The following is a 25,780-nucleotide window of genomic DNA, read 5'->3' on the forward strand; positions in this document are numbered from 1 at the left end:
GCCTCGCGAAAGCGCCCCTCAGAAGACGAGGTAAGGGCATTCTACCGCAGGTTTTGCGGGCGGGGATAAGTTGCGGTCAACGCACGCGTACGGGGGTCGAGATCTGCTGAAGCGGCCGTGTCCGCCGGGATGAATGCAGTCTTGGCAGGCTTGGCGGGCTCGTGATAGCTAACCGCGGGTCGTTCGGTGGCGGTTTCGGCGGCGTTGTTCCGCTGGAGAGACATGACCTCGCCATCGAGTTTTCCTGCGAGGAGAGGTGCCGGAGTGGTTGAACGGGACGGTCTCGAAAACCGTTGAGCGCGCAAGCGTTCCGAGGGTTCGAATCCCTCCCTCTCCGCCAAGTCCTCGAGAAAGCGGATGCCGACGGGGTGCGCCATACGGAGATTGCCGCATTCCGGACGCACCAAGGGTGCTACAAGTTGGGTTCAATTTAACGGGGGCCGTGGATCATGCGTCATCGCTCAAGACCGCCTATCGCTCTAGCCTTGCTTGCTGGGTTTGCCTGTGCGGCGCCGGCGGCGGCCTTGGCGCAGGCAGGAGCCGTGTCGAAGGACATGCAGAACTACTGCGTGAACGACTACAAGAAATTCTGTGGCCAATGGGGTCTGGATTCCAGCGGCCTCAATCTTTGCATGCGCAAGGCGGGCCCGAGCCTGTCGCCGGCCTGCGTGCAGGCCCTGGTCAAGGCCGGCAAGGTCTCGCAAGCCGAAGTGGATAAGATCAAGGCGGCGGCAGGGCGGTAGACCACCCCGACTCGTTGTCACCATTGCTCCTCACGGGAACCCCATATCTCATCTCGCGCTCGGCTCGACCGGCAACAAGGATCCAGATGATGAACAGAATTCTCTGCTTGAGCGTGCTTGCTGCTCTGACCTTGTCGGGCAGCGTGGCGCATGCCGCGGACACCTGCACCAAGATTGTTTCGACCGGCCATCCGCAATATCCGGCGATTGCCTTCAAGAACGGCGACGCCATCGTGGGCGCGGCGCCGTCGCTGGTCGAGGCCATTGCCAAGGATCTCGACATTCCCCTGGAGTCGAAGTTCATGGGGACGTGGTCGGAGGCGCAAGCAGCAGCGCGCGACGGCAAGGCCGACATGATCGTCGGCGTCTACTTCAACGACGAACGCGCCAAGTATCTCGATTACGTCCAGCCGGCCTTCATCTTTGACCCGGTCGTCGTCTTCGTCGCCAAGGACAGGACGTTCGAGTTCAAGGACCAGGACAGCCTGATCGGCAAGAAGGGCGCCACCAACAAGGGCGAGAGCTACGGCGATCAGCTCGACGCCTTCATCAAGGACAAGCTCGACGTCGTGCGCACCGACGGCATCGACGAGGCGTTGAACGATCTCGTCGCCGGCAAGGTCGACTATGTCATCGCCGGTTACTATCCCGGTGACGCCCAACTGTCGGTACTGGGGATCGAGGACAAGGTCGAGGCGCTCGAGCCCGCCCTGCTTTCAGCCGAAATGTTCGTTGCCTTCTCGAAAAAGTCGCCTTGCGCCGCGTTGGCGTCAAAGTTTGGCGAGGGCATCACGAAGCTGACGACGGACGGCAGCTTCCACAAGATGCTGCTCGACGCGATCGCCAAGTGGGACGCCGAGCACTAGCACTAAGAGGTGGCGAGCTCTGAAAGTCGCAAGCTCGGTTCAATGGACGCGCGGCGCGCTCGCGACTGTCGCACTGGTCTGCAGCCAAGTTTTCCTGCAGGACGCCTTCGGGCAGGAGACCATGGCGCCGCCTGATGTGACCGCTTCCTCCGTCTTCGTGCTCAATGCCGAGACGGGGCAGCCTCTCTACGCCAAGAACGAGAACGAGGTTTTCTGGATCCTTAGCCTCACCAAGCTGGTCACGGCCTATGTGCTGGTCGACCGGATGGGCGACCGGCTATCGGAAACAGTGACGATCGATTGGCCGCATCTTGTTCGCGGGTCGACGGCCGGCCTCAAGAGGCGCGACGTCTGGTCCTTACAGGACCTGCTCTACGGCATGGTGCTGGTTTCCGGAAACGACGCCTCCGTCGCCATCGCCGACTATACCGGCCGCGCGCTTCTGACCCAGGAGAAGAAACGTGGCGACTCCATCAAGCGGTTCGTCGAGGAGATGCGGTCCGCCGCCACGGCGCTCGGAGCGACACACGCAAACTTCGCCGATCCCTACGGCTTGTCGCCGGCCAATGTCGCCACGGCACACGACGTCGGGCTGATCGCCGCCAGTGTCTTCACCGATCCAAGGCTGCTGCCGGCTTGGGCCTGCACCGAGCGGACGGTGGAGATCGGCGGGCCAAAGGCGCGGACGGTCACGCTCCAGACCACGCTGGAGATTCTCGGCGAGGACGGCGTCATCGGCGCCAAGACCGGCTCGCATGTGGGCAAGAGTATCTACAATCTCGTCACCGCCTGGCATGCGCCGAACGGCCAGACTATCGTCGCCGTGGTCTTGGGCAGCGCCAGCCATCCTGCCCGCTATGAAGATATGCACGCGATCATGGCGGCCCTGCCGCACGATTATCCGGCGCTGGGCGAGCCAGTCACCGGCGCGGTCTCTGAGACCGCCGCCACCAACTGCCATTAGCCGACCGGATTGAGGCGCCCGGCGCGACCAGGCTCGGCGCACCGGACCTCCGGAACCGCGGGGTCAGGCCGCTCCATTTCGCCAGCCACCAGCAGCAGCCCGGCACGTCGCGCCATCTGCCCGGCCTCGGCGCAGTGCCGTCAGCCAGACGATCGGTATGGCCAGGCTCAGCCCCAGCCATACCGGCAAGAGCCACAGCCAAACTTGACAGCTCTGGCCGCTGCTGCAGCGGGTAGGCTGACCCTTGTCAGTTGAATTGCGAAAAATCGTGGGAACGGCGCGAGAGACGGAGCGTTTCATAAGTCGCATCAGGAGCACACGGACATTTCCATGAGCACCACACCCGACATCTCCACGCGATCGCGGATTGGCCTACTGATCTACGGCATGGCCAATGCCGTCCTTTTCGGTATCGGCATCGTCGTCGTTCTAACCGTCGACAGTCTGTCGCAACATGCATGGCTGCTGATCCCGCTCGTCGTCGTGGCGAGCTTGATCCTGGCCTGGCCCATTGCTTGGTTGATCGCGCCACGCTTACGGAAGCCGTTGTGGCGACGGCGTCAGCTCGCCGAGCAGGGTAAACCTGTGGGCACCCCGGAGGAACGACGCGATCTCGTTAGAGAGGCTGGCGAACCTGCCGCGAGCCGACCGGCACACCGATAATCAGGTCGCGCTCGCCGACTCGACCCCTGCCGGCTCCGGCGTCCATTGGGTACGCTGGTTGTCCCACTGCGCGCCCAGCCACACCAGCGCAATCACGCCGGTCATCCCAACCAACTCCAAGAGCTGATAGCGGCGTACCGTCTGCCAGACCTTGCGAGGCCGGCGCGGACGAAAAAAGCGCTTGCGCTGGTAATGGGGTTTGATCAGATGAACCATAACGTCTTTGTGAGGCGGAGGCTTACGGGGGTTCCGCGCCGGAGCTCATCGGTCTACTAGTCTTCTCCAAATATTCCGTTCATCGGCGGCTCCGATTGATTGCCCACGCCGGCAAAACGACTTCAAGGTGAGCAAATCGTTGACGACGGAACCTGAGGACGCCTCAAGCGAAGAGCCCATGCGCCTGCTCCTCGTCTCCGACCTGCATTATTCGCTGCCGCTCTTCGACTGGGTGGTAGAGGTCGCCGGCGATTTCGATATCGTGGTGATGGCGGGTGACCACCTCGACCTTGCCTCGCTCGTCGACGGCCGTGCCCAGGCCGTTGTCGTGAAGAAGTATTTCAGCCGCATCCAGGCGAAGACGCGCCTGCTGATCTGTTCCGGCAACCACGACCTCGATTCCAAGAACCCGGCCGGCGAGAAGGTCGCCAAATGGCTGCTCGGCTCACGGAACAAAGGGCTGTTGTCGGATGGCGAATCCCTGGCCATTGACGGCACATTGTTCACCATGTGCCCGTGGTGGGACGGACCGGTGTCCCGCGCAGAGATTGGCGCACAATTCGCCGAAGCCGCCGCAAGGCGGGAGAAGCGGTGGATCTGGATCTATCATGCGCCGCCGGCCAACTCGCCGGTCGCCTGGGGCGGCCAGCGCTTCTTCGGCGACGATGCCCTTCGCGGGTGGATCGAGAAATATCAGCCCGACATTGTCATGTCCGGCCACGTGCACGAGGCGCCTTACGTTCAGGACGGATCATGGGTCGACCGCATCGGCGCGACCTGGATCTTCAACACCGGACATTATCTCGGCGCGCCGCCGGCCCATGTCATCCTCGATACCGGGGTGGGCGAGGCGCTCTGGTTCTCCGCCGCCGGCAATCAGTATGTGCGCCTAGAAGGTGACCTTACGCGCCCCGTCTCTAAGCTCACAGCGCTCCCCGAGTGGCTCACAGCCGGGGATCGGCATCACGCTCCGGGCCAAGGCTGAACTCCTCGTCCTGCTGGTGAATCAGGACGTCGAGCACGTCGCCCACCATGCACAGATGATCGCCGTGGTCCTCGAACTGCCGCTTGAGGTCCACGAGGTACGTGGTGGCCGCATTCAAGCGTCCGGCGAGAAGCCGTCCAATCAAGAAAGCGATCTCCGGATTCGACCTGAGAAAGCGCTCGGCATCGTCGAACGCGTAGACGGCGATCGGCGTGAGCGCGCGGACCGTGGCGGTGTGGGCCCGGTTGAGCAGCACCGACATCTCGCCGAACACCGCGCCTGGCTCGTCGACCACGGCCACCTGTGTATCGCCCCGCACGACTTCGACCGCGCCGGACTGAAGCACATAGAGCCGTCCCGATGTCTTGCCCTCGGCCAGCAACACGCTGCCGGGTGCCAGCGTCTCAAGCGGGGCGTTCTGGCATTTATCGAGGATCGAGCCCATGGGGAGAGCGTAGCGCCCGCGCTTCAGTTGTCAAAGTGCAGTGTCGCGCACTGAGGGAATGGGCCTAGTTTCCGAGAAAGCTATCCAACAGCTGTTTGGCCGCCTCTTCGGCGGCGTCCTTCTGCAGATCCTTCTTGCTTTTCTTCTTGGCCGTTTTGCTCTTCTTGGTCCTTTTCGCCTTGGGCGCCGCGTCAGGCTCCACCGTCGCCTGCGGGGCGGGTGCCGGTGCCGCCTGCGGCTGCGACCCACCAAGCAGACCGCCGATGCCATCCATCAGCGCATCCTTGTCGACCTTGCCGTCCTTGATCACGTTTTTCAGCGCGCCGGTCTTGTCGATCTTCTCGAGGCCGGGGAGCTTCGCCACGCCATCACCGAACGCCTTGAACCGCTCATAAGCCGCGGCCGGGTTCTCGAGGATGCCCTTGATGTCGGGATAGATCTTGGGCTTCGCCCAGGGTCCGACGATCATCACTGGCACGCCGAGTCCGGACAGGTCCTTCTTGCCGCCCTGGCCTTCGAGCGAGGCCACGAGCTGCGGGTCGACGCGGAAGTTGAGGTGCTTCGCCGGCAGGTTGACCGTACCTGTTCCGGACATGCGCACGAGCGGTCCGATCAGATGCAAATCCTTGGTGGTCGCGTTGCCCTTGGCGACCGTGAAGCTCGCGCCGAGCGAGGCGAAGTCTGTCTTCTCCCTCTCGCCGCCCTGCCAACCCTCGACGATGCCGGTACCGAGATTGCGCATCATCTGGGCGATATTCACCCCACGGATGGCGCCGTCGGTGAATTCGAGATTGGCCTTGCCGCCAAGTGCCGAGACGATGGCGCGTTGGCTGGCGCCATAAGCATTCAGATCGAGCGAAACAGTTCCGCGGCCCTCGAGCCTCTCGAAGCCCGCCGCGTCCATGAGGAGCGGCCGCGCGTCGAACTTGGCAAGCGTGAGCTGGACCCGCTGCGCCGGCGTCTTGCCGCTCGCGTCCACCACGATCGTGGCATTGCCAGTCCCGTTGTAGAGATTGAATTTCGACAGCGTGGCGTTGAGCTTGCCGCCATTCAGGACCGCCTGGACCGTCACCGGGCTGATCTTGATCTGGTCATAGATCAGCTGCTCGGCGGAGATGCTGAACTTGCCGTTGAGGAGCTTCAGCGGCGAGAAATCGATCTTGGCGTTGCTCCAGGCGGAACTGGCCGCGCCGCCGCTTTTCCCGTTACCTCCGCCACCCCCACCAGCGCCGCTGGATGGCTTCGACTTCGCAGTGCCAGTCAGGGCATTGACGTCGAGCGTCTTAGCCGCCAGCGCCGCTTCGACATAGGGCACCTTGTTGGCGAGATTGGCTCTCACCGATCCCGACAGGAGCGTGCCGCGCACATTGGCACGCAGCGGGCTGACCGTAACGATGTTGTCTTTATAGATCGCCTTGCCGGCGAATGTGTCTCGACCGGCGGTCGCCGTGAACGGGCTCAGGGTGGCGGTGCCGTCCTGGTATACGGCGGTGCCGGACAGTGTCTTGTCGCCGGACTTCGCGCTGAACTGGCTGAGCGTCAAAATGTCGTTCTGATAAGTGGCGGTGCCGCTCATGCTTGCTTTGGCATCGAGCGTATCGGGCGCATCGACGGTCAAGGCAACGCGCGCGGGCGCACCTTCGAGGAACTGTCCGAAATTGCTAATCGAGCCGTTCGCCTGCATCGCCTTGCCATCGACAACGGCCGCTACATCGAACGATAGAGGCTGGTCGTAGGCCGGCAATGCCGCTTCGAGATTGAGCCTCTCGATGCGCTTACCCGGAGTGTCGCCCGACGGCGGCAAAATCACGGTACCGTTCTCGATGACAAGCTTGTCGAGGGTAAGGTTCTTGAGCTTGTCGGCCACGGATGTCGCATCGCCGCCCCCAACAGGCGCATTGTCGGCGGCACCCGGCACCGCGCCTGGCTGCGCCGCTGGCGCCGCTTTAGCCTGGGTCTTCGGCACGGCGATGACCGGGTCAAGCAACGTCAAATCGGTCACCCGCATCTTGCCGTCGAGGAGGCCCCGCAGCATCAAGCCAAATTTGAGGGTCTTGGCAGTCGCGAACTCCGCGTCGCTGCCCGAAGCGGGCTGGGCGATGCCCACATCCTCGGCCACGAGATCGAGCGACGGGAACAAGGTGATGTCGACCGGCCCGCTGACCCTGATCCGGTAGCCGGTCGTGGATTCGACTTGGGCGAAGATCTGATTGCGCACGTCTCGGCGGAGATGAACATCGGGCCGACGAAGACGACGGCCGCGGCGATGACGACGATTGCCGTAAGGATCGAGAAAATGAGCCGCACGCGCCCCTCCGAAAGTCGACTTTCTGATGATTAGCGAAATACAGCCGATTCCCCGAGTAAGGGCAAAGACCCAAGGAAGAATCCCGGCTGACCTGGGTCTGATTCGTTGAATTAGCCCCGAATTGCGGGGAAATGACGGCCAGGCGCCGTCACCAACGCTCAAGGTCGCCAGACTTGCTCAGGGCGTCTCGGCCCCATACACCAAGGGTTGGCGCCGCAATCGGAGACTTCACATGCCGCGACTTATACTCCTGCGACACGGCCAAAGCGTCTGGAACCGGGATGCGATCTTCACCGGTTGGACCGATGTCGATCTTTGCGACAACGGCTTGGCCGAAGCGAAGCAGGCCGCCGATCTCTTGAAGGCGCACAACATCAAGTTCGATCAGTGCTTCACGTCTTACCTGAAGCGGTCGATCCATACCTTGTGGATCGTGCTCGACGCGCTGGATCTGACATGGCTTCCCGTCCGGCGAAGCTGGCGCCTCAACGAACGCCATTACGGGGCCTTGCAAGGACGGAAAAAGGAAACCGTTCTGGCGGAGGTGGGTGAGGAACAGCTGCAAAGGTGGCGCCGGAGCTACTCCATTCGGCCGCCGGCGCTCGAGGAGACCGACGCACGCTTTCCAGGCAACCAGCCGAAATATGCCGGCGTGCCGCACCGCCATTTGCCGCTGACAGAAAGCCTCGAAGACACTGTCGACCGCGTTCTTCCCTACTGGCAGGAGCGTGTCGAGCCCGTGCTCATGGCCGGACGCACACCGCTGATCTCCGCCCACGGCAACAGTCTCAGAGGCCTCGTCAAATATCTCGACGGAATCTCCGACGAGGACATCCCGCATCTCGAAATTCCCACGGGGAAACCGCTCATTTATGAGCTTGATCAAGGTCTCCGTCCCATCCGCAGTTTCTATCTTGAAGACGGCAAGGAGCCACATGCCTTACCCAGGGCAAAGGCAGCCGTCACTTCGGCGTAAGAGGCCTCAGATCTTTTCGGCGCGATGGACATGACGACACTCAAAGATCGCGCGAGACATGCGGCAATCGTCGGGGTCGCCGCATGAGCAGCCGCGACGACTTGGTGGTTCCACTTGCCGCCCTTCGGCGGGGCGACGTGGCGCTGGTCGGCGGCAAGAACGCTCGCTCGGCGAGATGATCGGGACGCTGAAAGACGCCGGGATCAACGTGCCCGAAGGCTTCGCCACCACGGCGGCCGCTTATTGGCGCTTCATCGAGGCCAATGCACTGCAGGACCGCATCGCCACGGAGATTGGTAAGCTCGACAAAGGTCTCACCAATCTCGCATCTGTCGGTGGCGCCATCCGCGCAATGATCCTGGAGGCCGCGTTTCCGCCCGAGCTGGAGAACGCCATTCGACACGCCTATGCCGGCATGTGCGCGAGCGGCGCCGCAGCCGTCGCGGTACGCTCCAGCGCCACCGCCGAGGACCTGCCGGAAGCGAGCTTCGCAGGCCAGCTCGAGACCTATCTCAATGTCGAGGGCGATGACGCACTACTTGCGGCGTGCAAGAAGTGCTTCGCGTCGCTGTTTACCGACCGCGCCATCTCCTATCGCGAGACCCATGGCTTCGATCATCTGAAAGTAGCGCTCTCCGTCGGCGTGCAGAAAATGGTGCGGTCCGATCTCGCTGCCTCCGGCGTGATGTTCTCCATCGACACCGAGACCGGCTTCCCCCGCTCCGTGCTGATCACCGGCGCTTGCGGCCTCGGCGAGACGGTCGTGCAAGGCATGGTCGATCCCGACGAGTTCCAAGTGTTCAAACCACTGCTCGATGAGCCGCGCCTGTCGCCGATTATCGAAAAGTCACTCGGCGCCAAGCGTCGCAAGATGGTCTACGGCGAAGCGGGCTCCACCATTCTCATTGACACGAACGAGGACGAGCGGCGCCGCTTCGTGCTGAGCGACGAGGAAGTGCTGAGGCTAGCCAAATGGGCGGTCCTTATCGAGAAGCACTACGGCCTGCCCATGGACATGGAGTGGGCCAAGGACGGCGAGAGCGGCGAGTTGTATATCGTTCAGGCGCGGCCCGAGACCGTGCAGTCGCGCCGTGAGGCCGGCGAGCTCAAGACTTACATGCTGAAGGAGAAAGGTCCTCTTCTCCTGTCCGGCCTCGCCGTCGGCGACGCCATCGGCGCGGGTCCCGTCTGCCGCCTCGACAGCGCCGCGGAGATCGAACGCTTCAGACCGGGGCGGTTCTGGTCACGAAAATCACCGATCCCGACTGGGTGCCGATCATGAAGCGTGCCGCGGCGATCGTCACCGATCACGGCGGGCGTACGAGCCATGCGGCCATCGTCAGCCGCGAGCTTGGCCTACCGGCGATTGTCGGCGCGGGCGACGCCACCGCCAGGCTGAAAGACGGTCAGCCGATCACCGTCTCCTGCGCCGAAGGCGACGAAGGCCACGTCTATGACGGCATTGCCGACTTCACCGTGACCGAGATCGATCTCGCGCGGATACCGAAGACGCGCACCAAGGCGATGCTCAATATCGCCAACCCGGCCGCGGCATTCCGTTGGTGGCGCCTGCCGTCGGACGGCGTCGGCCTCGCCCGGATGGAGTTCATCATCTCCAACCACATCAAGGTTCATCCCATGGCCTTGCTGCGCTTCGACGAGGTCACCGATGCGGCGGCGCAGGCCGAGATTGAGCGCCTCACCGCGGGCTACAACAGCAAGGCGGAGTATTTCGTCGACAAGCTCGCCCGCGGCATCGCCCGCATCGCCGCGGCGCATTACCCCAATCCGGTCGTGGTCCGCATGAGCGACTTCAAAACCAACGAATACGCGGAGCTTCTCGGCGGCGCCGGATTCGAGCCGCATGAAGAGAACCCGATGATCGGCTGGCGGGGCGCGAGCCGCTATTATCATCCCGACTATCGCGACGGCTTCGGACTGGAATGCCAAGCGATCGCCCGCGCACGCGGAGAGATCGGTCTTTCCAACATCGTGATGATGATCCCCTTCTGCCGCACGCCCGAAGAGGCCGACCGGGTGATCGAGGAGATGGCTAAGCACGGTCTTGTCCGCGGACGCGACGGCTTGCAGGTCTATGTGATGGCGGAGATCCCATCGAATGTCGCGCTCGCCGAGGACTTTGCGGCCCGTTTCGATGGCTTTTCCATCGGCTCAAACGATCTGACCCAGCTCGTCCTCGGCATCGACCGGGACAGCGGCCGCTTGAGCAGTCTCTTCAACGAGCGCCACCCTGCCGTGACGAGTACCATCGCGCGGCTCTTGGCCTCGGCGAAAAAGACCGGCACGCACACCGGCATTTGCGGCCAGGCACCGAGCGATCATCCGGAGTTTGCAAAGTTCCTTGTCGAGCACGGCATCGACTCGATCTCCGTGACTCCCGACAGCTTCTTGCGCGTCAAGGAGCAGATCGCGGCCGCGGAAGCAACGCTCCCAGAGCCGAGATAGAGAGTCGTACGGAGCAATCGCGGGCGCTATCGACCAGGCGCGTAGTTTCCCGGTCCGTAGCCAGCGCACGATCCCTTCAGGCGCACGTCGCCGCCAAGGACCTGACAGATCTGCACCTTCACCAAGGGATCGTTGTGAACCTGCTTTGCGGTGACCTTCCAACCATAGCTTTGCGCCACCTTGGCAATCTGTTCTTCCTCGCAATATGGCGTGGCGATCAGTCCATCCTTCTTGGTGACCATGAAGTTGCCCTGACACTCGATGCGTGCGGCCGCGGGCTGCATCCCGATCGCGAGTACGAGAGCTGCGCCCGATGCCATGGTCATAAGACTGTTCAGACCGTGTTTGCGCATGGTCGCCTCCTTTGTAAGAATGCCGCGTTCCACCATCACCACTCCACCGATTGCAGAACAGGGATGAGGCCTTCATCGCCATTGGCATAGGCCTCGCCATTTGGCCACACGGCGGCGGGACTGCCATCGCTGACGAGCTTGCCGTTCTGCAACGCCAGCCGCGGCAACGGCAAGCAGACAAATCTTTCGCCGATGACCCAGAACGAGCCGAGCCCCGCCAACATGGCGTCAGCGAACGGCAGATAGACGTCATTCAAATCCTCAAGCGCCGCACTATCGGCGCTTCCGCTGGCGACGACATCCTGCAAAGCCGATGACACGAGATAGGCGACGTTGTGGCTTTTCAGCCCAGCCTCGCCCAAGACCGCGTCGAACAGCGCCAGCCGGAAGGGTTCGAGATGCAGCGTCTCGGCGATCCGCGCCTCCGCCGCCTCTTGGGCTTCGCAATAGGCCTGCCACACGGCCTTGTCGCGTTGGAGCTCGGCGGTAGCCTGGTCCCGAAGCGCCTGCATGGTCAAGGACCAGCGGCAGGCCGCGGGACTGTCGAAATCCACGCCTTCGAGCTCGCTGATGGCCCTTTTTGGGCCCATCGCCCAGGTAATGCCGACATCGCGGAAGCCGATCAGCCTAGCGTGCTGCCGGACCGCCTCCTCGGCGGCAAGCGGATCAAAATAGGGCCGCCTGGGATCGATCCCATTCAGCCGCGAAATGATCTTTTCTGTCTCGTCCACGGCACTCACTCCCCCTGAATCGCCCTCTTTATGGGGCGTTCTGTCGCCAGGCTATTAGCCCTTCAAGGCTTCGCTGGCGGGAACGTAAGACAATTGAAGCGCTTCCGCGACCGCCTTATGCGTCACGTGGCCGTCATGAATGTTGAGCCCGTTGCACAGGCACGGATCGGCCATCAGCGCGGGCGCGTATCCCATATCGGCGATAGCCAGCACAAAGGGCGCTGTCACGTTGCTGAGCGCGAAGGTTGAGGTCCGCGCCAGGGCGCCGGGCATGTTGGTGACGCAATAATGCACCACATCGTCGACGACATAAGTGGGATCGGAATGGGTCGTGGGCCGCGAGGTTTCCGCCGTGCCGCCCTGATCGATCGAGACGTCGACGATGACCGCGCCGGGCTTCATCGCCTTTACCGTTTCCGCCGTGATGAGCCGTGGTGCGGCGGCACCAGGCACGAGAACGGCGCCAATGACGAGATCGGCGCGCCGGCACAGCGTCTCCACGCTCTGACGTGTTGAAAACACCGTGCGGACCCGGGCACCGAACTGCGCCGAGATGCGCCGCAACTGGTCCATATTGTTTCCGGTGACGGTGACGCTCGCGCCCATGCCGATGGCGACGGCCGCCGCATTGGTGGCCACCACGCCGCTGCCGAGAATGAAGATGTCGCCCGGCGGCACGCCGGGAACGCCTGCGAGCAGGACGCCACGTCCACCGGCCATCTTCTCCAAGCAATGGGCACCCACCTGCGGCGCCATGCGCCCCGCCACCTCGGACATGGGCATCAGCAGCGGCAAGAGCCCTTGCGCGTTGGTCACCGTCTCATAGGCGATGGCCGTCACGCCCAAAGCCAAAAGCTCGGCGGCTTGCTCGGGGTTCGCGGCAAGATGCAGATAGGTGAAAAGCACCTGGCCCGGCTTGAGCTTCTTGCGTTCGGAGGCCAGCGGCTCCTTGACCTTGACGATCAGCTCGGCGCTCTCGAACACCTGATCGGCGTCGACGATCTGAGCGCCGGCGACCTCATATTCGGCGTCGGCAAGCCCCGCGCCCGCACCCGCACCCGTTTCCACCAGGACCTGGTGGCCACGCGAAGTCAACTCCCGTACCGTCGCCGGAATCACGCCGACGCGATACTCGTTGTCCTTGATCTCTTTGGGCACGCCGACAAACATGGGGCACTCTCTTACCATAGCTCGGCGCTCGCGGCGCAAGAGTTGCTTGTCGCGCGTCACGACTGCGGCCCGTTAACTAGGAACAGTCCGAAGGGCTCGGAGCGCGATTGGACACTGCTATGCAAGCGACATGAACGCGGCAAATCTTGCCTCTAAGCCCTTGAACGTGCTCCTCGTGCTAGACCCCGCGCGTGCATGGCGATGGCAACTTTGGCTAGCGCAGGCGCTCGCCGCCGAGGGGCAAACCGTCGGCTGCCAGTTCGTCGAAAGCCACCACTACCTACCCTCCTCACTGCGGCTCCTCATTGCTCTCGAGCGGTTGCTCTTCGCTACGCCGCCGGACCAAGCAAGCGCGCTCCTTTCCGACGCCGAGCTTCAAACGCTCCCCCCAGCAGACGGCACTGTGCGCTATGGCCTGGCCATCGACTTCACCGGAACGGCGGAGCCATCCAGGCGGATCGGGTTCTGCGTCCGATGTTCGATGGCGTGGTGGGCGATGCCGGCGCCCTTGCCGCGGTGTTGGAGCGCAGCAATCCTCGTCTCGCCGTCCTCGATAGTCAGTCGGGGCTGCTCGCTAGCGGAGTTTGCGCCCTTGAGCACCCGGAGAATTTCACCCGTGGCCTCGACGGCGTCTTCTCCCGCATGGCCGGCTTGCTGTTGAACGCGGTGCACCACCTCGGACATACCGACGAAACCGGCATCTCGCCGGCCCCCGTGGCGTCTTCTCCCCCCGGTCCAGGCCTCGCCAAGCCGCTGACCTTCCTCTCAAGCGCTATTGCTGCCAAAGCATCCGCGCGGCTGGCACGGCTCCTTGGACAAGCGCCACGCTGGTTTGTGGCCTGGCGGCGTGGCGCCAATCCGGGAGCATCGCTCGACATCGCCTGGCGGGACTTCACCCCGCTCCCCGACGGTGGCCGGGGCTACTACGCCGACCCCTTCGTGCTCCTGCGCGGGGACACCGCCCATGTGTTCATCGAGGAGGTTCCCTTCGCCACGGGCAAAGGCATCATCTCCCATTTCACCATCGACGCAGAGGGTAAGGCGACGGCGACGCGCCCCGTACTGGAGCGGCCCTACCATCTCTCCTATCCCTTCGTGTTCGAACGAGACGGCGAGACGTGGATGATCCCGGAGACCTCCGCTAACCGCACGGTGGAGCTCTATCGCGCAGAGCGCTTTCCGGACCGATGGGTCAAGGAGGCGGTGTTACTCGACGATATTCTCGCCGACGATGCCACCCTTATTGAGCACGGCGGCCGTCTGTGGTTGTTCGCCGGCGTCCGCGACTGGCAGGCCTCGAGCTGGGAAGCGCTTGGTCTGTTTCACGCCGAAACGCTCATGGGGCCGTGGCAGGCCCATGCCGGCAATCCCGTGCTACTCGATCCTGCCGCAGCCCGCCCGGCGGGTGCCATGTTCACGCATAATGGGCGGCTCATCCGTCCGGCGCAGGATTGCCGTGGCGGCTACGGCGCGGGTCTGGCCTTCGCACGCATAGACCGGCTGGACGAAGAAGGCTTTGCCCAAGAGGTCGTGGCGCGCGTCACCCCGCGGACGCGCAAGGCCGAAGGCCTGCACACCTACAATCGCTCCGGCGATGTCGAGGTGATCGACCTGTTCGGTAAAGTCTGAGCCGGAAGGCTATTCGGCGGCGGGGAGTGAGGCCCGCTTGTCCGCAAGGCCAAGAGCTTCAAGGACCACAATATCGGGCCGGCGGCTCTCATCGGCCGTGGTCAAGCTCATACCGTGCGGATTGGAATATTCCCAATAGGCCCAAGGCGCGCCGAGCGCTTCGGCCTCGCGGCGCACGGCACTGAGCCAGCGGTAGCGGTCGGCATCAAGCGCGCCACCGCGATGGTCGGTCGCACGCATTGCGCTGAACTCGCCGAGAAACAGCCGGCTGGGCGGTAGATCGTGGCGCTCAGCCCAGGCGCGGACTTCGCCGAAGCGCGCCTTCAGCCGGTCCTCATCCCAACGGTCGCCGATATAGCTTTCGATATAGCGGCGCACTTCGGCCAGCTTCTTTGCCCTATCGTTTGCCGCCAGACTCTCGTCCTGACCGATCAGGAGCTTAGAGTAGACGAGCGCCAACGGCGTCGCCACTTCGTCCGCCGGCCAAGGCGCACCTTTGACGTCGCTCGCCTCGGCGACGCCTTGATGCGTAAAGTCGAGTGGCTCGTAGAAGTGGAAGCTATAGAGCAAGCGCTCGTCATCAAATTCGGCCGGATCGAGCTGCACGAGACCTTTGACATTGCCGCCGCAGCGCCGGTGACGATCAGCGTCAGGTCGGGTGCCACCTTGCGCGCCGCGCCAACCAAGCCTGGAGCACCGACTTCCATTCGCCTCCGCTCCCGCCATCGCACGGATAATATTGCGGCTCGTTCATCAACTCGAGCACGGTTGCATCGGTACCCACACGGGTAAGCATACCCGCTACAGACGCAACAATGTCTCGATAGCGCGCGGCCATCTTGTCGTCGGCGGAAACTTCTAGCGCCTTGGCGGACCACGCCGGCACCTGGCTGACCGGGTGAAGATCGAAAACCACTTTGAGCCCGCTGGCCGTCACGAAGCGAACCGCCTGCTCGAGGCGCGCGAGAGCCTCCTCGTGCTTTTCGCCCTCGGAGGCAAGCAGCGGCCCGGGATCGACCGAGAGACGCACGAAGTCGAAGCCAAGAGCCTTGATCCGCGCGAAGTCGCGGGTGCTCCCCCACTCCATCAGATCATTGTAAGGCGGCCAGCGGTAGTCGCCGGTTTGCGTAACCGGCGCCCAATTCAGCCACTCATGGATACTGACGCCGCGCTTGAGCTCGACGGGACCGTCGCTCGCCTGAGCCGTCGTCGCGCAGCCGAGCAGCAGCGCAAGCAGCATGACGGCCCGTGTGACGCGGCGTGTCGTGATCATGCCCCCACTCCGAATTCGGCAAGGTCGAGCCGTTGATCGATGAAGGGACGCTTGCCGCGCGCATTGCCGGCAAGCTCGCCCACCAGACGGAGTTCGAGCCGAATGGCACTGCCGACGCGATGTTGGATTTCATCGACGAAGAGATCTGCCTCCTTGGCGCCGCATCCCGCGGCCGGCACGACCTTGATGAGGCAATGCCCGGGCGTGTCCTGATAGAACTGAAACTCCGACACGCCGAAGAACTTGTCGGGATGGACCGGCACGATAGTCGGCGTGACGATGCGGTTGCCTTCCGCCCCGACGAGAAACTCTGGCTGACGCCGCGGCGCAATCGCGCGCACCTGGAGGCGCCACCCGTTCGCTGCGGCGGCGCTCTGCGCAAGCTCGGCCGTGTCGCCGGTCTCATAACGAATGAACGGCATGCCGGTGGACAAGAAGCCCGTGCCGACGATGCTGCCGCGCTGCCCCGGCTCCGTCACGGCACGACCGTTTTCGTCGACCAGCTCTGCATGGCCGTATAGCGGCTCGAAAGCGTATAGGTCCTCCTCGCCGTCCACCTCCGAGGCGAACAAAACGCGTTCACTCAATCCATAGAACGGGGCAATCTCCGCGTCGGGCAGCGCCGTACGAATAACATCGCGCTGATAGGGATAGAGCGGCTCGGAGATCGGGAACACGCCAAGGATCGGCCGCTTCGGCTGCCAGCCCTTGCGCCAGATATGACGGCAGAGAATCTCGATGGCCGAGGGATAGCCGTGGAGGTAAGCGATGCGCCGCGCATCGATCATATCGAGATAGAGATCCATGCGCGCTTGCGTCATGGCGAAAGGCGAGCAGCGCAGCTCCTTCAGTCCCGCCTCCCACTCGAATGGGCGCTGGTCGATATCGTCGAGCAACAGACCGCGCAGGACGCACCGGGCATCGCCATCGCGGTAGCCAGTGCGCGCCCAAACATCGTTGACGAAGGCGAACTCGCGCGGGCTTCGGTCCTTGTCGAGCCAGAAGAGCAGCGGCTGACCGGAGGAGCCGGAGGTCGACGCATGATCGAGCGTGGTGGCTGCTTGCGCCAGTGCCTCCGGACCGGCCTGACGCAGGACGTCTTTGGTCAACACCGGGAGCGCGGCAATCGTCTCGAAATCGAAATGCGCCAAATCGGGACGGCCGCTGAGTGCCAGATCGATCCGCTCGCGCCAGAAGGGGCTCCCCGCATAGGCTTTGGCCATGAGTGCCCGCAAGGCGTCCAGCCGACGGACTTCGGTGAAGGCCTTATCGGTGCGGCTGCGCCTGATCGCCGTACGCCAATCCTGATAGGAGCGGCCGTATTTCAACGATACGGGGAGCAGCGCCAAAGCAGGGCTCACCGCATCGCGCAGCACTTTGGGACTGCGTACATAGGCACCGCGGGCGATATCGAGGACGCTCAACTCTGTCTCCTGGTTTCCCACCCTTGATTGCAGAAAGCAGGCCAGAGAGCGCCCGTGCCTGGCGTCGCGAACCCGAAGGGCGGCTGGGTAGGCCTTTGTTAACCATGGCGGTCCGGCTTAGGAGTGGCTCGCCGTTTGCAATAGCCAGGCTAGGAATTTGGCCCTGAGCGAGGTCGCCAATGAGAAACACGCTGGGTCCGGGCGCCCCTCGGATCGCCTATTGCGGCCCGATCGCGCAACCGGGGCGACCCGCGCGGGGTGGCTACGAGTCCGCCAATCGCCGTCTGATCGACGACCTCAGGCGGCGCGGGGCGGACGTGCTCGAATTCGCCTACCCTCTCGCCCTCGGCTCGAAATTCGCCAAGGGCATGTCCTACGCGCGCCGCTTCGCCGCCATCGCTGTGGAGCTGGTGCAGCAGCGCCGGCGTTTCGACGTCCTCCACCTGACCCCCCTCTACCGACAGTTCATTTATGCCGAAGCGCTCCTCTGCGTCGTGGCCTGGAGCCTCGGCAAGCGCGTCATGTTGGACATCCGCGCGGGCAGCTTCATTGAGCACTATCAGAACCGAGGCGCCGCTTATCGCAAACTCGCCGACGCTTGATAGCCCGCACCGACATGCTCGCAGTCGAAGGCCGCGAGATGATGCCATTCGCCGAGGCGAGACACGAGGGCCCGATCCTCTATCTGCCCAACTATGTGAGCCTGCGCGAGGATCAGGCTCGCGAACGCGGTGGCGACATCGCCAGACTCGTCTTCCTTGGCCGCGTCGTTCCGGAAAAAGGGATCGAGACCGCCATTGCCGCCATCGAGGCGCTGCAAGACAGGGAGTTCCCCGCGCAGCTCGAGATCATCGGCACCGGCGAACCGGACTACGTAAACGCACTCAAACGCCGTACCGTCAATTTGCCGGTGAGATGGCGCGGATCGCTGGGGCCGGAAGCCATCCGAACCGCGCTCGCGTCGGCTCACTTCTTCATCTTCCCGACGACGCATTTCGGCGAAGGTCACTCCACGCCCTTACCGAGGCCATGGCCGAGGGCGTTGTGCCCGTCTGCTCGGCCCATGGCTTCAATCGTTCGGTGGTGGCGGAAGCCGGCAGCGTTCTGTCGCGTGAAGCGGGCGCGGACAACTATGCCGATGTTATCGCGACAATCTGGTCGAATGGCGGTTGGCCCGAGCTATCTGTCGCGGCCCACAAGCGGGTGGCACGGCACTTCACGAGCGATGTTGTCGTGACAGGCTTGATCGCCCGCTACGCCGGCGTACCCTCACTCTCCAACTGACAGCTAGGCTCGCGCAGCAGACCATCGACCATCGCCTCGTAGCGGTCGAGACAGTGCTCCAGCGAAAAGTCTTGCGCCCGGGCAATCAGAGGCGCCCGGTCCTGCGGCTCGCGGATAGCCGCAGCAAGTCCCGCCGCCATGGCACCTACGTCGGCCTCCACAATAGTTCCGTACCGCCCATGCCCCAGAATATCCTCCGGCGCACCGAGGCAGCGCGCGATGACCACGGGCGTGCCTGTCGCCAACGATTCCACAATTGTGTTGCCGAAACCCTCGCACTCCGACGCCACCGCATGCACGGCGGCACGCCGATACCAGGGGGCCGGGTCGGCGACGAAGCCGGGCATGTGCACGCTCTCGGTGATGCCGAGATTAGCCGCGAGATGCTCAAGCCGGGCGCGATCGGGCCCGTCACCGAGCAGCATGAGCTGTACAGTCTGGTCGCCCCGCATCGCGTGCACGGCTTCAATCAGTAGATCGAAGTTCTTTGCCCGGTCGAACCGTCCGACGCCAAGTATGAGCGGACTGCCGTCGTCGCCATCGAAGCGTGTCGCCGCCGCATCACCCGGGCGTGGCATAGGCGAGAAATGCTCCGTATCGACGGGGTTGTGCAACACATGAAACTTGTCAGGCCGCGTGGTGGAATAGGCGATGTCGCGCCCGACCGCTTCAGAAACCACGCCGACGGCGTCAGCCAACCGATAGATCAGAGGCGCGGCGGCTTGCGCGACCGTGCCAATGGCGCCCGAGGTCCTTAAGTTCCACCGATGCACCGACATGATGCCGTGCACCGTGGCCGCGAAAGGCGTGCCGGTGACACGCGCGGCAACGGCCGCGTTGAGGTTGTTGTGCTGGAGCGCCGAGATCAGACAGGCGGGGCGCACCTCTCTGAGATACGCGACCAGGCGCGGCCCTGCGCCCGCCGTGCTGCAATCGAGCGAGATCACACGCACCTCCGGCGCGACGAAAGCCATATGCGGCCCTTCTGCTCGGTTAAGTACGAGGTCGACGGCATAGCCGCGGCGCGCGAAGCCCGAGGCGACGAGCGCCTGAACCCGCTCGGCGCCCCCGCCGGTCATCGAGTGGATATAGACAGCGATACGTGGGCGCGCGCCGAAGGCGCTACCGATGATGGTCCGGCGTCTCATGATGCCTCTACGGCGCGGCTCGACAGCCGGCCTAAGGACGCAAGTAGGGTGACCCGCAGATTGAGCGCATTGAGAGCGACCGCCGTAACGGCATAGGCGGTACCGCCCGCGGCGATGAGAACGATCAACCCCGCGATGCCCGGCAACGGTCCGATCGCGGCGATGACTCCCGCCATGACGGCGGTTGCCGCACCAATACGGCCGATCTCGCCGAAGGCATGGGGAATGGCGAGCAAGCGTCGACCGGCAAGCCAGCTTGCAGCGAGCGAAGCAGTAAAGGCAAGGCAGGCACCGGCCGCGGCCCCGGGAAGACCCCAGATCTTCAAAGACACATAGATGAGCGGCGCAGTGAGCAGCGTTGCTGGCAGCAATGTCGCCACCTGGACCAACAGACGACGCGTCACGTGAAATGCCATATCGAAGTAGTGGTATTTGAGATTGGTGAGAAGCGCGGTCACGGCCACGAACGGCATCAGCATTACCGCCTGCGCACGGAACTCCTCACCGAGGATGACGCTGGCGATCTCGCTTCTGAGCATGATGATGCCAACGACCGCGGGCAGGCCGAGCGCCAGAATAAGACTGCCGACCTCCCGCATACGTGCCTGCGCCCCCCCATTGCCGTCGACTTCAGCCGACCGCATGATGATGGGGAAGGCGGCGAGCGCCACCGCGGAGACCAGCATGTTGATGGGTTGTTGCACCAAATTTTGCGTTGCCGCATAGACGCCAACCGCCGCCGGCCCCGCCACGAACTGGATGATATAGCGCTCGGTGAGCGGGATGAGGGACTCGAGCACCGTGATCGGCACGATAGGGCCCGCATAGGAGATGATCGACTTCACCAAGACCCGGTCGAGCGAGAGCCGCGTCAAGTCGCGCGCAAACGGCATCAGGCAGACAAGGGCGACACCAACATTGGCGGCGGTGAAGCCGATGCTCAGCGCCTCGAAATGCGCGCCCATGACCTCAACCAAGACGAGACTTAGGGCCAGCGACAACACCGCACGCGCGACCTCGATCGAGAAATAGCCGCGTGAACGTTCCTCGGCCTGAAGCTCGGAGAGCCGCAAGCGCACAATGCCGTTCGCAAAATTCATGCTGACAAGCAGTACGGCGAAGGCGAACCAGCGCTCCGGCGTTGCCACCAGAGCCATCGCCAAGGCCACCGGCACCGACAGGAGCATGGCCACGCCCGTCATTGCCAGACATGTCCGCCGCAGCAAGGAAAGCCGCCCTTGGGCTTCGTGCTCCGGATAGAGCCGCAAAAAGGCGAGCCTGATCCAGTTGAACAGCACCATGTTCATGAGCTCGGCCGAGATTACGAACAGGGCGAAATATCCGTACTCAGCCGGCGTCAATAGCCGCGAGAATACAATGAGCGCCACGAAGGCCGCGAGGCGCGGCAGCAACAGCGCGCCGCCGTAGACGGCGGCATTACGCCCGAGCTGACCCGACTTGTTGCCGCTCATGACCACACCCCGTCACGCAAAGGAGCTGTGTAGCGCAGGGGCTCGCCCTCCTCTTCGACACGCCGGCGGCGCGTAACGAAAGGAATACCCACCAAGGCCACGGCAAAGATCGCCAGGGACGGCGTCTTCGTGCTGATGGAATTGCTGGTGCTCGCCACCAGGAGGAAGTTGAGGATGGCGAAGGCGGCGATGGCGCCCCGGCCGCGTCCAATAGACCGGAGGAAGCCCAGCAGCGACAGCGCGAAGACGACGAACAGAATACCGCCAATCATCAAGATGATGGCGATCCAACAATTCTCGATGATGTTCACGTCCTTGTAGGTGTCGATCAGAAAATTGCGCTCGGCAAAGTCGATGCCATTGAGAATTTTGTCCCAGTTTAAGTAGTTGAATATTTTGAATGAATCGACGCGCACCTGCGCGCTCTCGTCGAATTTTGCGAGCTTGACGATGCGCTCACCGAGCACCGTGCCAAGCGTGAGGACGGCGCCAGCCGCAAGCGCCAATGTCGCGATCCACGGCGCGGCGACGAGCGTGGACAGCCGCATGTCGCCACGCAAGAGTGACCGCGCCCCGACGTAGATGGCCGCGACGAGGCTCAGCACGATGGTCATGACGAAGCTGCTCCGTGCGCCGAAGGCGAGGATGCCTGCCATGCAGATCGAAAGAATCAAAGCCTTCTTCCAAGCGGACCAAGGCATGGCGAGCGCGAGAAACATCGCCGACGACGTGACAAACGCATTCTCAAGCGGATGGCCAAGCAGCGCCGTGGCACGGAAATACTCGAACTTGTCGAGATCGGTGAAGATGAAATGCACGCGCGCCAGCCGCTCCACGACACCGATCGCCGCGTTGAAGGTTACAAAGTAGACGATGAAGCTGGTGAGCTTCCGGCGGCGCTCCTCGTCAAGCGAGAAGGCGAGCATCACCGCCAACGGCGCGGCCAGGAGCGTGTCCACCATATAGGCCACGCCGCCGATGCCATGGCGAAGGATCGTGATCATCGTACAAGCCATGATCACTACGGCAAACTGGACGACGCCCGGCCGTACCACCACCTGCTCTGCGGTGAACCGAACAAGCCCCATGCTTGCCGCCACATAGGCCAAAGCGAGGAACAGCGTGTAGCTATAGAAGTGGATCTTGAGCAGCGGATTGCCGCCACCGGCTTCCGCATAACCCGTGAACTGTGTCAGCAGCGGGTTCGGCAGCAACAGCATCTCGAGCAACACAATGACCATCAAAGCCATCAGCACGCGCTGCGCACCGTCGCCGAGGCCCCGCGCGCGCGTGGACAGCTGCGGATCCGCATACGCAAAGGTGGCGTCAAGACTGGTCATCACCTGGGCGCCATTTCTGCGAGCACGCGGGCAGTGCCTGTATCACTAAGCTTCTTGGGCCGTCTCGTGGGCGCGGGTGCGGCGAGAACCTCTAGCTCGATCTCGAACCGTCGGGTGCCGACATCACGCGGCTGGAACACCAGTTGCGGTGCCGCCCTCAAGGAACCGAACCGCTCCGAGTACCAGCCCCGGGCCGGCTCGATGGCTCCTTCATGAAGAGTGACTCCGAGCGCGTCACCGCCTGAGAGGCGACAGAGCGCTTCTCCTTGCTGGGAGATCGTTGCCTTATCGCCGTCGATGGTCACATCGAGGTCGGGATGTACGAGGAAACCGATTTCGACGGACCGGGGCTCGATACCGGACGCACGCGAGCCGCCCTCCGACGTCGCCTCGCCGATCAGCGCGTCGCAGATGGTAAAGCCTCGCGCATGCGCCACCAGGCACCGCTCATGCAACAGACCATGGGAGGCGAGGTAGCCGTCGTGGCGAACGCAGGCCGACGTCTCGCTCTGCGTGCTCTTCCAGGCGATACGCTCACAGTGAGCTTTGCGGCTCCAATTAAACGGACCGGCGATGCGGCTCGTATCCTGCCCGTCGATGCAGAGGGTGTTGTGAAGGCCTGTACCGCGGAAGCGGTTCCTCCACGGTCCACCCGAGTGATAGAGATAGGTCCCGGCGTCCACCAGGACCGGCTGGTCGCCGACATGCAGCCACACGGCCAGCGCGTCGGCATGGCCGTGGGCGGCAATGGAGAGGTGCCCGAGCGGGCCGTGATCCATGACCATCATCGCCTTGCGCCCGGCGATCCGGCGGCGAACACGGAGTAACCGCCGCTCGAGAAAGTCTTCGCCCCCTTGGGGCCGGACTGGCAAGGCGCCGGAAGTCCGAAATAGAGATTGCGCAAGGATGGACTGACCCGTGGCGGCGCGAGATTGGGTCGCTTAAGGGTCGCCGAGATGGAGCCCAACACCGAGGCGACATAGCCGCCGTCTGTGGGCTCATCGGCCAGGACCCTCCCCTCGTCATCGTCACCGATACGCGGGCAATAGCCACCTTCATCGGTGATCCAACGCAAGAACTGGCCAGCCTCACCGAGCCGCTTGGTCACGGCTTTCGGAAACGGATCGCCGTTGCTCTCCGCGACATATGCGCAGAGCAGATACCATTCCAGCGTGAATGCCGTATAGGTCGGTGATTGCTCGGCGCCGACGCCGTCGTCGTGAATCTGCCGGTCGATCTCCGCGATCAGCACCTCGCGGGCTTCCGCCGCCCGGCGGCCAATGCCGAGCTCCGGCCACACCGTGCCGAGAAGAAACAGAGCCCCCGCCTCCGCAATCAGGTGATTATTGGCCGAGGAATGGCGCGAGGGATACCGCGCCAGCCAATAAGCATGCGCGGCGAAGCACGCCCGGATCTTCCGCCGCTGACGCGCCGTGGCATTCTGTGTGCCGACGAGGCCGAGCACCACCAAAAGCGAGACGGCGCGCAGTGCCAGCTCGATGCCGGACGCCCAGTTGACTCCCCGGAAAGGCGGGTTCGCGTCGATCCAGTCCTCGATCTCGTCGAGACAGAAGGCGGCAAGCGACTCGTCGCGGTCATAAGCCGCGAGCGCGGCCACCGGCTGCAGGAACTGAAGCCGGTTGAGCTCCCAGACATATTTGACGTCGCCGAGCTTGCGCTCGCGCCGATACGGAATGTCGAAACAGAAGGCCCTAGCCGGCCAGAGGCCCCCGGTGACGGGGTCCACGTGCCAACGACCTTGACCCCGCTCGGCGGGCCATGTCTGGCCGAGGAGCGATATGCCGCCCCGCCGAGCCACGGCCGCTTCCGCACGCATCGGTCGACGAGATCCGGAGCCAGGTCCTCCAACACGCCGTCGAGTGGCGCAAGCGACGGCACCACGCCATCGCCCATGTTGAACGTCTCCCAGCCGGAGCGCTTGAACCGCGACAACCGGCGTTTCGCTGCCTCACCGAGCCGATGGGCGACCTCGGCGCCATCCATGGCGCGCAGCCGATGGTAGTACCAAGCGAGCTGATCGAAGCGCGCGGCCCCATCAAGACCGGATTGTTTCACTGCCGCGCTCATTCCGCGTGCCTCGGCTTGGGTGCGGCATAGGCCTCCGGCGCCTCGAACACAGCATCGTAAGCGGCCAACAGCTTCGGCGCCTCGTGCTCCCAGGACAGTGCATCCAGCACACGCGCGCGACCGTAGTCACCCATGGCTTGGCGCTGCGCGGGATCGTCGATCAGTGCAACAATCTTCGCGGCCATGTCCTTCGGATCGTTGGCCTTCGCGTAGAGCGAGGCCTCGCCCGCGGAAACGCGCCCCTCGGCAAGCTCGAACTGCACGATGGGTTTGGCCAAGGCCATGTACTCCATAATCTTGTTCATGGTGGACTTGTCGTTCATCGCGTTCACCCGGTCGGGATTGACGCAGACATCGGCCGTGTTGAGCATTTCCAGGAACGCCTGGTCAGGAACTCGGCCCGTGAAGGTCACGTAGTCGGCGACGTCCAAACGGACCGCCAGCGCTTCCATATCCTTCAGCGCCGGACCGCCGCCGACGATGCCGAAATGAATGTCGTGGCGGCCATGATCTGCGACGATCGAACGGATTGCATGCAGCAGAAGATCGATGCCTTCCTGCTGGCCGATCACCCCGACATAGCCGACGAGATGCTTGCGCCCGTGTTTCAGCTCCGGTCGCGGCGGCAAGATTTTCATGCGCGTGAGATCAGGACCCGACCGCACCACGAAGACATTGCCCGGATGCATGCCACCGCGCTCGATGGCGATGCGCCGATACGATCCATTGGTGGCGATGGATACATCCGCCGTCTTGAACGTCATACGCTCCAACCACAGCAGAAGACGCCAGAACATGTCCCGTCTGCCGAACTTCGCTTCGTAGAGCTCGGGGTTGATATCGTGATGGTCGAACACGAACCGCGTGCCGGCCAAAAGCTTGAACAGCCCGGCGATAAGGAAAATCGTGTCCGGTGGGTTGCAGGCGTGGATGACGTCGAAGCCGCGCGTGAAGAAAATGCGCAACGTCAGCCATAGCTCGAACACGAGAGCCGAAACATACTCGAGCGGATAGGCGAGCACGCCCTTCGCCTCGATCGGCAGAGGATGCCGGTAGACATGGATGCCCTCCAGCTCCTCGTAAGACGTCTCGGCATCCTTGCCCTTTGGGCAGATGACCGAGACATCATAGCCGGCACGCTGAAGCGTGCGCGCTTGCGACCACACCCGTCGGTCGAACGGCACCGGCAGATTCTCCACAATCATCAGGATTCGCCGCGGCTTTTCCCCCGCGCGG

General features: G+C 63.4%; 24 protein-coding genes, 1 tRNA gene and 2 pseudogenes. 12 read left to right on the plus strand and 15 right to left on the minus strand.

The genetic code is table 11. From position 1 onward, the window contains the following. Positions 1 to 250 precede the first annotated feature (250 nt). The 5 genes from AUC69_RS03315 (at position 251) to AUC69_RS15940 (ending at position 3,236) form a co-directional block, all read left to right on the plus strand. Positions 251 to 340: transfer RNA gene (locus AUC69_RS03315), tRNA-Ser, on the plus strand. A gap of 184 nt (positions 341 to 524) precedes the next feature. After that, on the plus strand, positions 525 to 743 hold the full coding sequence (locus AUC69_RS03320; RefSeq protein ID WP_069440902.1) for a hypothetical protein: 219 nt from the start codon (positions 525 to 527) through the stop codon (positions 741 to 743). 89 nt (positions 744 to 832) lie between these two features. Next, complete coding sequence (locus AUC69_RS03325; protein ID WP_158007996.1) at positions 833 to 1,609, plus strand: substrate-binding periplasmic protein; 777 nt, start codon at positions 833 to 835, stop codon at positions 1,607 to 1,609. A gap of 121 nt (positions 1,610 to 1,730) precedes the next feature. Continuing rightward, positions 1,731 to 2,573, plus strand: a complete 843-nt coding sequence (locus tag AUC69_RS03330) for a D-alanyl-D-alanine carboxypeptidase family protein (protein WP_069440904.1) — start codon at positions 1,731 to 1,733, stop codon at positions 2,571 to 2,573. Between the two features lie 330 nt (positions 2,574 to 2,903). Further along, positions 2,904 to 3,236 carry a hypothetical protein gene (locus AUC69_RS15940; protein WP_069440905.1) on the plus strand — a complete coding sequence of 111 codons (333 nt, stop codon included), beginning with the start codon at positions 2,904 to 2,906 and terminating at the stop codon, positions 3,234 to 3,236. Here AUC69_RS15940 and AUC69_RS03340 read toward each other — a convergent pair whose 3' ends face one another. Further along, positions 3,237 to 3,452 (minus strand): hypothetical protein, encoded by a 216-nt coding sequence (locus tag AUC69_RS03340; protein ID WP_069440906.1) that lies wholly within the window; start codon positions 3,450 to 3,452, stop codon positions 3,237 to 3,239. It abuts the gene before it with no gap. Between the two features lie 178 nt (positions 3,453 to 3,630). Between AUC69_RS03340 and AUC69_RS03345 the strand changes: the two genes are divergently transcribed. Further along, a complete protein-coding gene (locus tag AUC69_RS03345; RefSeq protein ID WP_069440930.1) occupies positions 3,631 to 4,437 on the plus strand; it encodes a metallophosphoesterase family protein in 807 nt (268 codons plus the stop codon). Here the strand turns inward: AUC69_RS03345 and AUC69_RS03350 are convergent. Together AUC69_RS03350 and AUC69_RS03355 are read right to left on the minus strand one after the other, a co-directional pair. Further along, a complete protein-coding gene (locus tag AUC69_RS03350) occupies positions 4,397 to 4,882 on the minus strand; it encodes a Crp/Fnr family transcriptional regulator (protein ID WP_069440907.1) in 486 nt (161 codons plus the stop codon). The genes AUC69_RS03345 and AUC69_RS03350 overlap by 41 nt on opposite strands. 64 nt (positions 4,883 to 4,946) lie before the next feature. Beyond that, positions 4,947 to 7,100, minus strand: coding sequence for an AsmA family protein (locus tag AUC69_RS03355; RefSeq protein WP_069440908.1), 2,154 nt, complete (start codon positions 7,098 to 7,100; stop codon positions 4,947 to 4,949). Between the two features lie 322 nt (positions 7,101 to 7,422). Between AUC69_RS03355 and gpmA the strand changes: the two genes are divergently transcribed. Together gpmA and ppsA are read left to right on the plus strand one after the other, a co-directional pair. After that, positions 7,423 to 8,166 (plus strand): 2,3-diphosphoglycerate-dependent phosphoglycerate mutase, encoded by a 744-nt coding sequence (gene gpmA / locus AUC69_RS03360; RefSeq protein WP_069440909.1) that lies wholly within the window; start codon positions 7,423 to 7,425, stop codon positions 8,164 to 8,166. Positions 8,167 to 8,249: 83 nt separating this feature from the next. Beyond that, positions 8,250 to 10,632: pseudogene (gene ppsA, locus AUC69_RS19230) on the plus strand (phosphoenolpyruvate synthase). A 26-nt stretch (positions 10,633 to 10,658) separates the two neighbouring features. Here the strand turns inward: ppsA and AUC69_RS03370 are convergent. The 3 genes from AUC69_RS03370 to ald are packed head-to-tail and all read right to left on the minus strand — an operon-like array spanning position 10,659 to position 12,886. Then, on the minus strand, positions 10,659 to 10,985 hold the full coding sequence (locus AUC69_RS03370; RefSeq protein ID WP_141700560.1) for a hypothetical protein: 327 nt from the start codon (positions 10,983 to 10,985) through the stop codon (positions 10,659 to 10,661). A 35-nt stretch (positions 10,986 to 11,020) separates the two neighbouring features. After that, positions 11,021 to 11,716 (minus strand): hypothetical protein, encoded by a 696-nt coding sequence (locus tag AUC69_RS03375; RefSeq protein WP_069440910.1) that lies wholly within the window; start codon positions 11,714 to 11,716, stop codon positions 11,021 to 11,023. Between the two features lie 54 nt (positions 11,717 to 11,770). Then, complete coding sequence (ald, locus tag AUC69_RS03380) at positions 11,771 to 12,886, minus strand: alanine dehydrogenase (protein WP_069440911.1); 1,116 nt, start codon at positions 12,884 to 12,886, stop codon at positions 11,771 to 11,773. Between the two features lie 474 nt (positions 12,887 to 13,360). Between ald and AUC69_RS03385 the strand changes: the two genes are divergently transcribed. Beyond that, positions 13,361 to 14,515 carry a glucosamine inositolphosphorylceramide transferase family protein gene (locus AUC69_RS03385; RefSeq protein ID WP_069440912.1) on the plus strand — a complete coding sequence of 385 codons (1,155 nt, stop codon included), beginning with the start codon at positions 13,361 to 13,363 and terminating at the stop codon, positions 14,513 to 14,515. A 9-nt stretch (positions 14,516 to 14,524) separates the two neighbouring features. Here the strand turns inward: AUC69_RS03385 and AUC69_RS18220 are convergent, their stop codons facing one another. The 3 genes from AUC69_RS18220 to AUC69_RS03400 are packed head-to-tail and all read right to left on the minus strand — an operon-like array spanning position 14,525 to position 17,212. After that, positions 14,525 to 15,241, minus strand: coding sequence for a cellulase family glycosylhydrolase (locus AUC69_RS18220; protein ID WP_083239044.1), 717 nt, complete (start codon positions 15,239 to 15,241; stop codon positions 14,525 to 14,527). Continuing rightward, complete coding sequence (locus AUC69_RS18915) at positions 15,165 to 15,788, minus strand: cellulase family glycosylhydrolase (protein WP_069440914.1); 624 nt, start codon at positions 15,786 to 15,788, stop codon at positions 15,165 to 15,167. Before AUC69_RS18915 ends, AUC69_RS18220 begins: the two co-directional genes overlap by 77 nt. Then, complete coding sequence (locus AUC69_RS03400) at positions 15,785 to 17,212, minus strand: phenylacetate--CoA ligase family protein (RefSeq protein WP_069440915.1); 1,428 nt, start codon at positions 17,210 to 17,212, stop codon at positions 15,785 to 15,787. The genes AUC69_RS18915 and AUC69_RS03400 overlap by 4 nt, the downstream gene beginning before the upstream one ends. A gap of 179 nt (positions 17,213 to 17,391) precedes the next feature. Here AUC69_RS03400 and AUC69_RS03405 point away from each other — a divergent pair, with 179 nt between their 5' ends. The 3 genes and pseudogenes from AUC69_RS03405 (at position 17,392) to AUC69_RS18230 (ending at position 18,496) form a co-directional block, all read left to right on the plus strand. Further along, positions 17,392 to 17,814, plus strand: a complete 423-nt coding sequence (locus tag AUC69_RS03405; RefSeq protein WP_069440916.1) for a hypothetical protein — start codon at positions 17,392 to 17,394, stop codon at positions 17,812 to 17,814. Between the two features lie 41 nt (positions 17,815 to 17,855). Continuing rightward, a pseudogene (locus AUC69_RS19590) lies at positions 17,856 to 18,158 on the plus strand (hypothetical protein); the annotation flags it as partial. 83 nt (positions 18,159 to 18,241) lie between these two features. Further along, entirely contained in the window at positions 18,242 to 18,496 is a 255-nt protein-coding gene (locus tag AUC69_RS18230; protein WP_069440918.1) for a glycosyltransferase, read from the plus strand. Here the strand turns inward: AUC69_RS18230 and AUC69_RS03420 are convergent. The 6 genes from AUC69_RS03420 to AUC69_RS03445 all read right to left on the minus strand — a co-directional run bounded on the left by AUC69_RS03420 (position 18,466) and on the right by AUC69_RS03445 (position 25,749). Beyond that, on the minus strand, positions 18,466 to 19,644 hold the full coding sequence (locus tag AUC69_RS03420) for a glycosyltransferase (protein WP_069440919.1): 1,179 nt from the start codon (positions 19,642 to 19,644) through the stop codon (positions 18,466 to 18,468). The genes AUC69_RS18230 and AUC69_RS03420 overlap by 31 nt on opposite strands. Further along, positions 19,641 to 21,116 (minus strand): lipopolysaccharide biosynthesis protein, encoded by a 1,476-nt coding sequence (locus AUC69_RS03425; protein ID WP_069440920.1) that lies wholly within the window; start codon positions 21,114 to 21,116, stop codon positions 19,641 to 19,643. Before AUC69_RS03425 ends, AUC69_RS03420 begins: the two co-directional genes overlap by 4 nt. Continuing rightward, positions 21,113 to 22,456 (minus strand): VpsF family polysaccharide biosynthesis protein, encoded by a 1,344-nt coding sequence (locus AUC69_RS03430; RefSeq protein WP_069440921.1) that lies wholly within the window; start codon positions 22,454 to 22,456, stop codon positions 21,113 to 21,115. Before AUC69_RS03430 ends, AUC69_RS03425 begins: the two co-directional genes overlap by 4 nt. Then, positions 22,456 to 23,235 (minus strand): heparinase II/III family protein, encoded by a 780-nt coding sequence (locus tag AUC69_RS03435; RefSeq protein ID WP_158007997.1) that lies wholly within the window; start codon positions 23,233 to 23,235, stop codon positions 22,456 to 22,458. Before AUC69_RS03435 ends, AUC69_RS03430 begins: the two co-directional genes overlap by 1 nt. A 5-nt stretch (positions 23,236 to 23,240) precedes the next feature. Further along, entirely contained in the window at positions 23,241 to 24,203 is a 963-nt protein-coding gene (locus AUC69_RS03440) for a heparinase II/III family protein (protein WP_158007998.1), read from the minus strand. A gap of 337 nt (positions 24,204 to 24,540) precedes the next feature. Further along, positions 24,541 to 25,749 (minus strand): glycosyltransferase family 4 protein, encoded by a 1,209-nt coding sequence (locus tag AUC69_RS03445; RefSeq protein ID WP_069440924.1) that lies wholly within the window; start codon positions 25,747 to 25,749, stop codon positions 24,541 to 24,543. Positions 25,750 to 25,780: the final 31 nt, after the last annotated feature.

Origin of the sequence: Methyloceanibacter superfactus, from assembly GCF_001723305.1 — a bacterium.
GTDB lineage: Bacteria > Pseudomonadota > Alphaproteobacteria > Rhizobiales > Methyloligellaceae > Methyloceanibacter > Methyloceanibacter superfactus.

What these genes read in the sequence shown, in the direction of transcription:
- AUC69_RS03325 (WP_158007996.1), top strand. Translation starts at nt 833, where the DNA reads ATGAACAGAATTCTCTGCTTGAGCGTGCTTGCTGCTCTGACCTTGTCG.
- AUC69_RS03330 (WP_069440904.1), top strand. Translation starts at nt 1,731, where the DNA reads ATGGCGCCGCCTGATGTGACCGCTTCCTCCGTCTTCGTGCTCAATGCC.
- AUC69_RS15940 (WP_069440905.1), top strand. Translation starts at nt 2,904, where the DNA reads ATGAGCACCACACCCGACATCTCCACGCGATCGCGGATTGGCCTACTG.
- AUC69_RS03340 (WP_069440906.1), bottom strand. Translation starts at nt 3,452, where the DNA reads ATGGTTCATCTGATCAAACCCCATTACCAGCGCAAGCGCTTTTTTCGT.
- AUC69_RS03345 (WP_069440930.1), top strand. Translation starts at nt 3,631, where the DNA reads ATGCGCCTGCTCCTCGTCTCCGACCTGCATTATTCGCTGCCGCTCTTC.
- AUC69_RS03350 (WP_069440907.1), bottom strand. Translation starts at nt 4,882, where the DNA reads ATGGGCTCGATCCTCGATAAATGCCAGAACGCCCCGCTTGAGACGCTG.
- gpmA (WP_069440909.1), top strand. Translation starts at nt 7,423, where the DNA reads ATGCCGCGACTTATACTCCTGCGACACGGCCAAAGCGTCTGGAACCGG.
- AUC69_RS03370 (WP_141700560.1), bottom strand. Translation starts at nt 10,985, where the DNA reads ATGCGCAAACACGGTCTGAACAGTCTTATGACCATGGCATCGGGCGCA.
- ald (WP_069440911.1), bottom strand. Translation starts at nt 12,886, where the DNA reads ATGTTTGTCGGCGTGCCCAAAGAGATCAAGGACAACGAGTATCGCGTC.
- AUC69_RS03385 (WP_069440912.1), top strand. Translation starts at nt 13,361, where the DNA reads ATGTTCGATGGCGTGGTGGGCGATGCCGGCGCCCTTGCCGCGGTGTTG.
- AUC69_RS18220 (WP_083239044.1), bottom strand. Translation starts at nt 15,241, where the DNA reads ATGGCGGGAGCGGAGGCGAATGGAAGTCGGTGCTCCAGGCTTGGTTGG.
- AUC69_RS18915 (WP_069440914.1), bottom strand. Translation starts at nt 15,788, where the DNA reads ATGATCACGACACGCCGCGTCACACGGGCCGTCATGCTGCTTGCGCTG.
- AUC69_RS03405 (WP_069440916.1), top strand. Translation starts at nt 17,392, where the DNA reads ATGAGAAACACGCTGGGTCCGGGCGCCCCTCGGATCGCCTATTGCGGC.
- AUC69_RS18230 (WP_069440918.1), top strand. Translation starts at nt 18,242, where the DNA reads ATGGCCGAGGGCGTTGTGCCCGTCTGCTCGGCCCATGGCTTCAATCGT.
- AUC69_RS03420 (WP_069440919.1), bottom strand. Translation starts at nt 19,644, where the DNA reads ATGAGACGCCGGACCATCATCGGTAGCGCCTTCGGCGCGCGCCCACGT.
- AUC69_RS03425 (WP_069440920.1), bottom strand. Translation starts at nt 21,116, where the DNA reads ATGAGCGGCAACAAGTCGGGTCAGCTCGGGCGTAATGCCGCCGTCTAC.
- AUC69_RS03430 (WP_069440921.1), bottom strand. Translation starts at nt 22,456, where the DNA reads ATGACCAGTCTTGACGCCACCTTTGCGTATGCGGATCCGCAGCTGTCC.
- AUC69_RS03435 (WP_158007997.1), bottom strand. Translation starts at nt 23,235, where the DNA reads ATGGATCACGGCCCGCTCGGGCACCTCTCCATTGCCGCCCACGGCCAT.
- AUC69_RS03445 (WP_069440924.1), bottom strand. Translation starts at nt 25,749, where the DNA reads ATGATTGTGGAGAATCTGCCGGTGCCGTTCGACCGACGGGTGTGGTCG.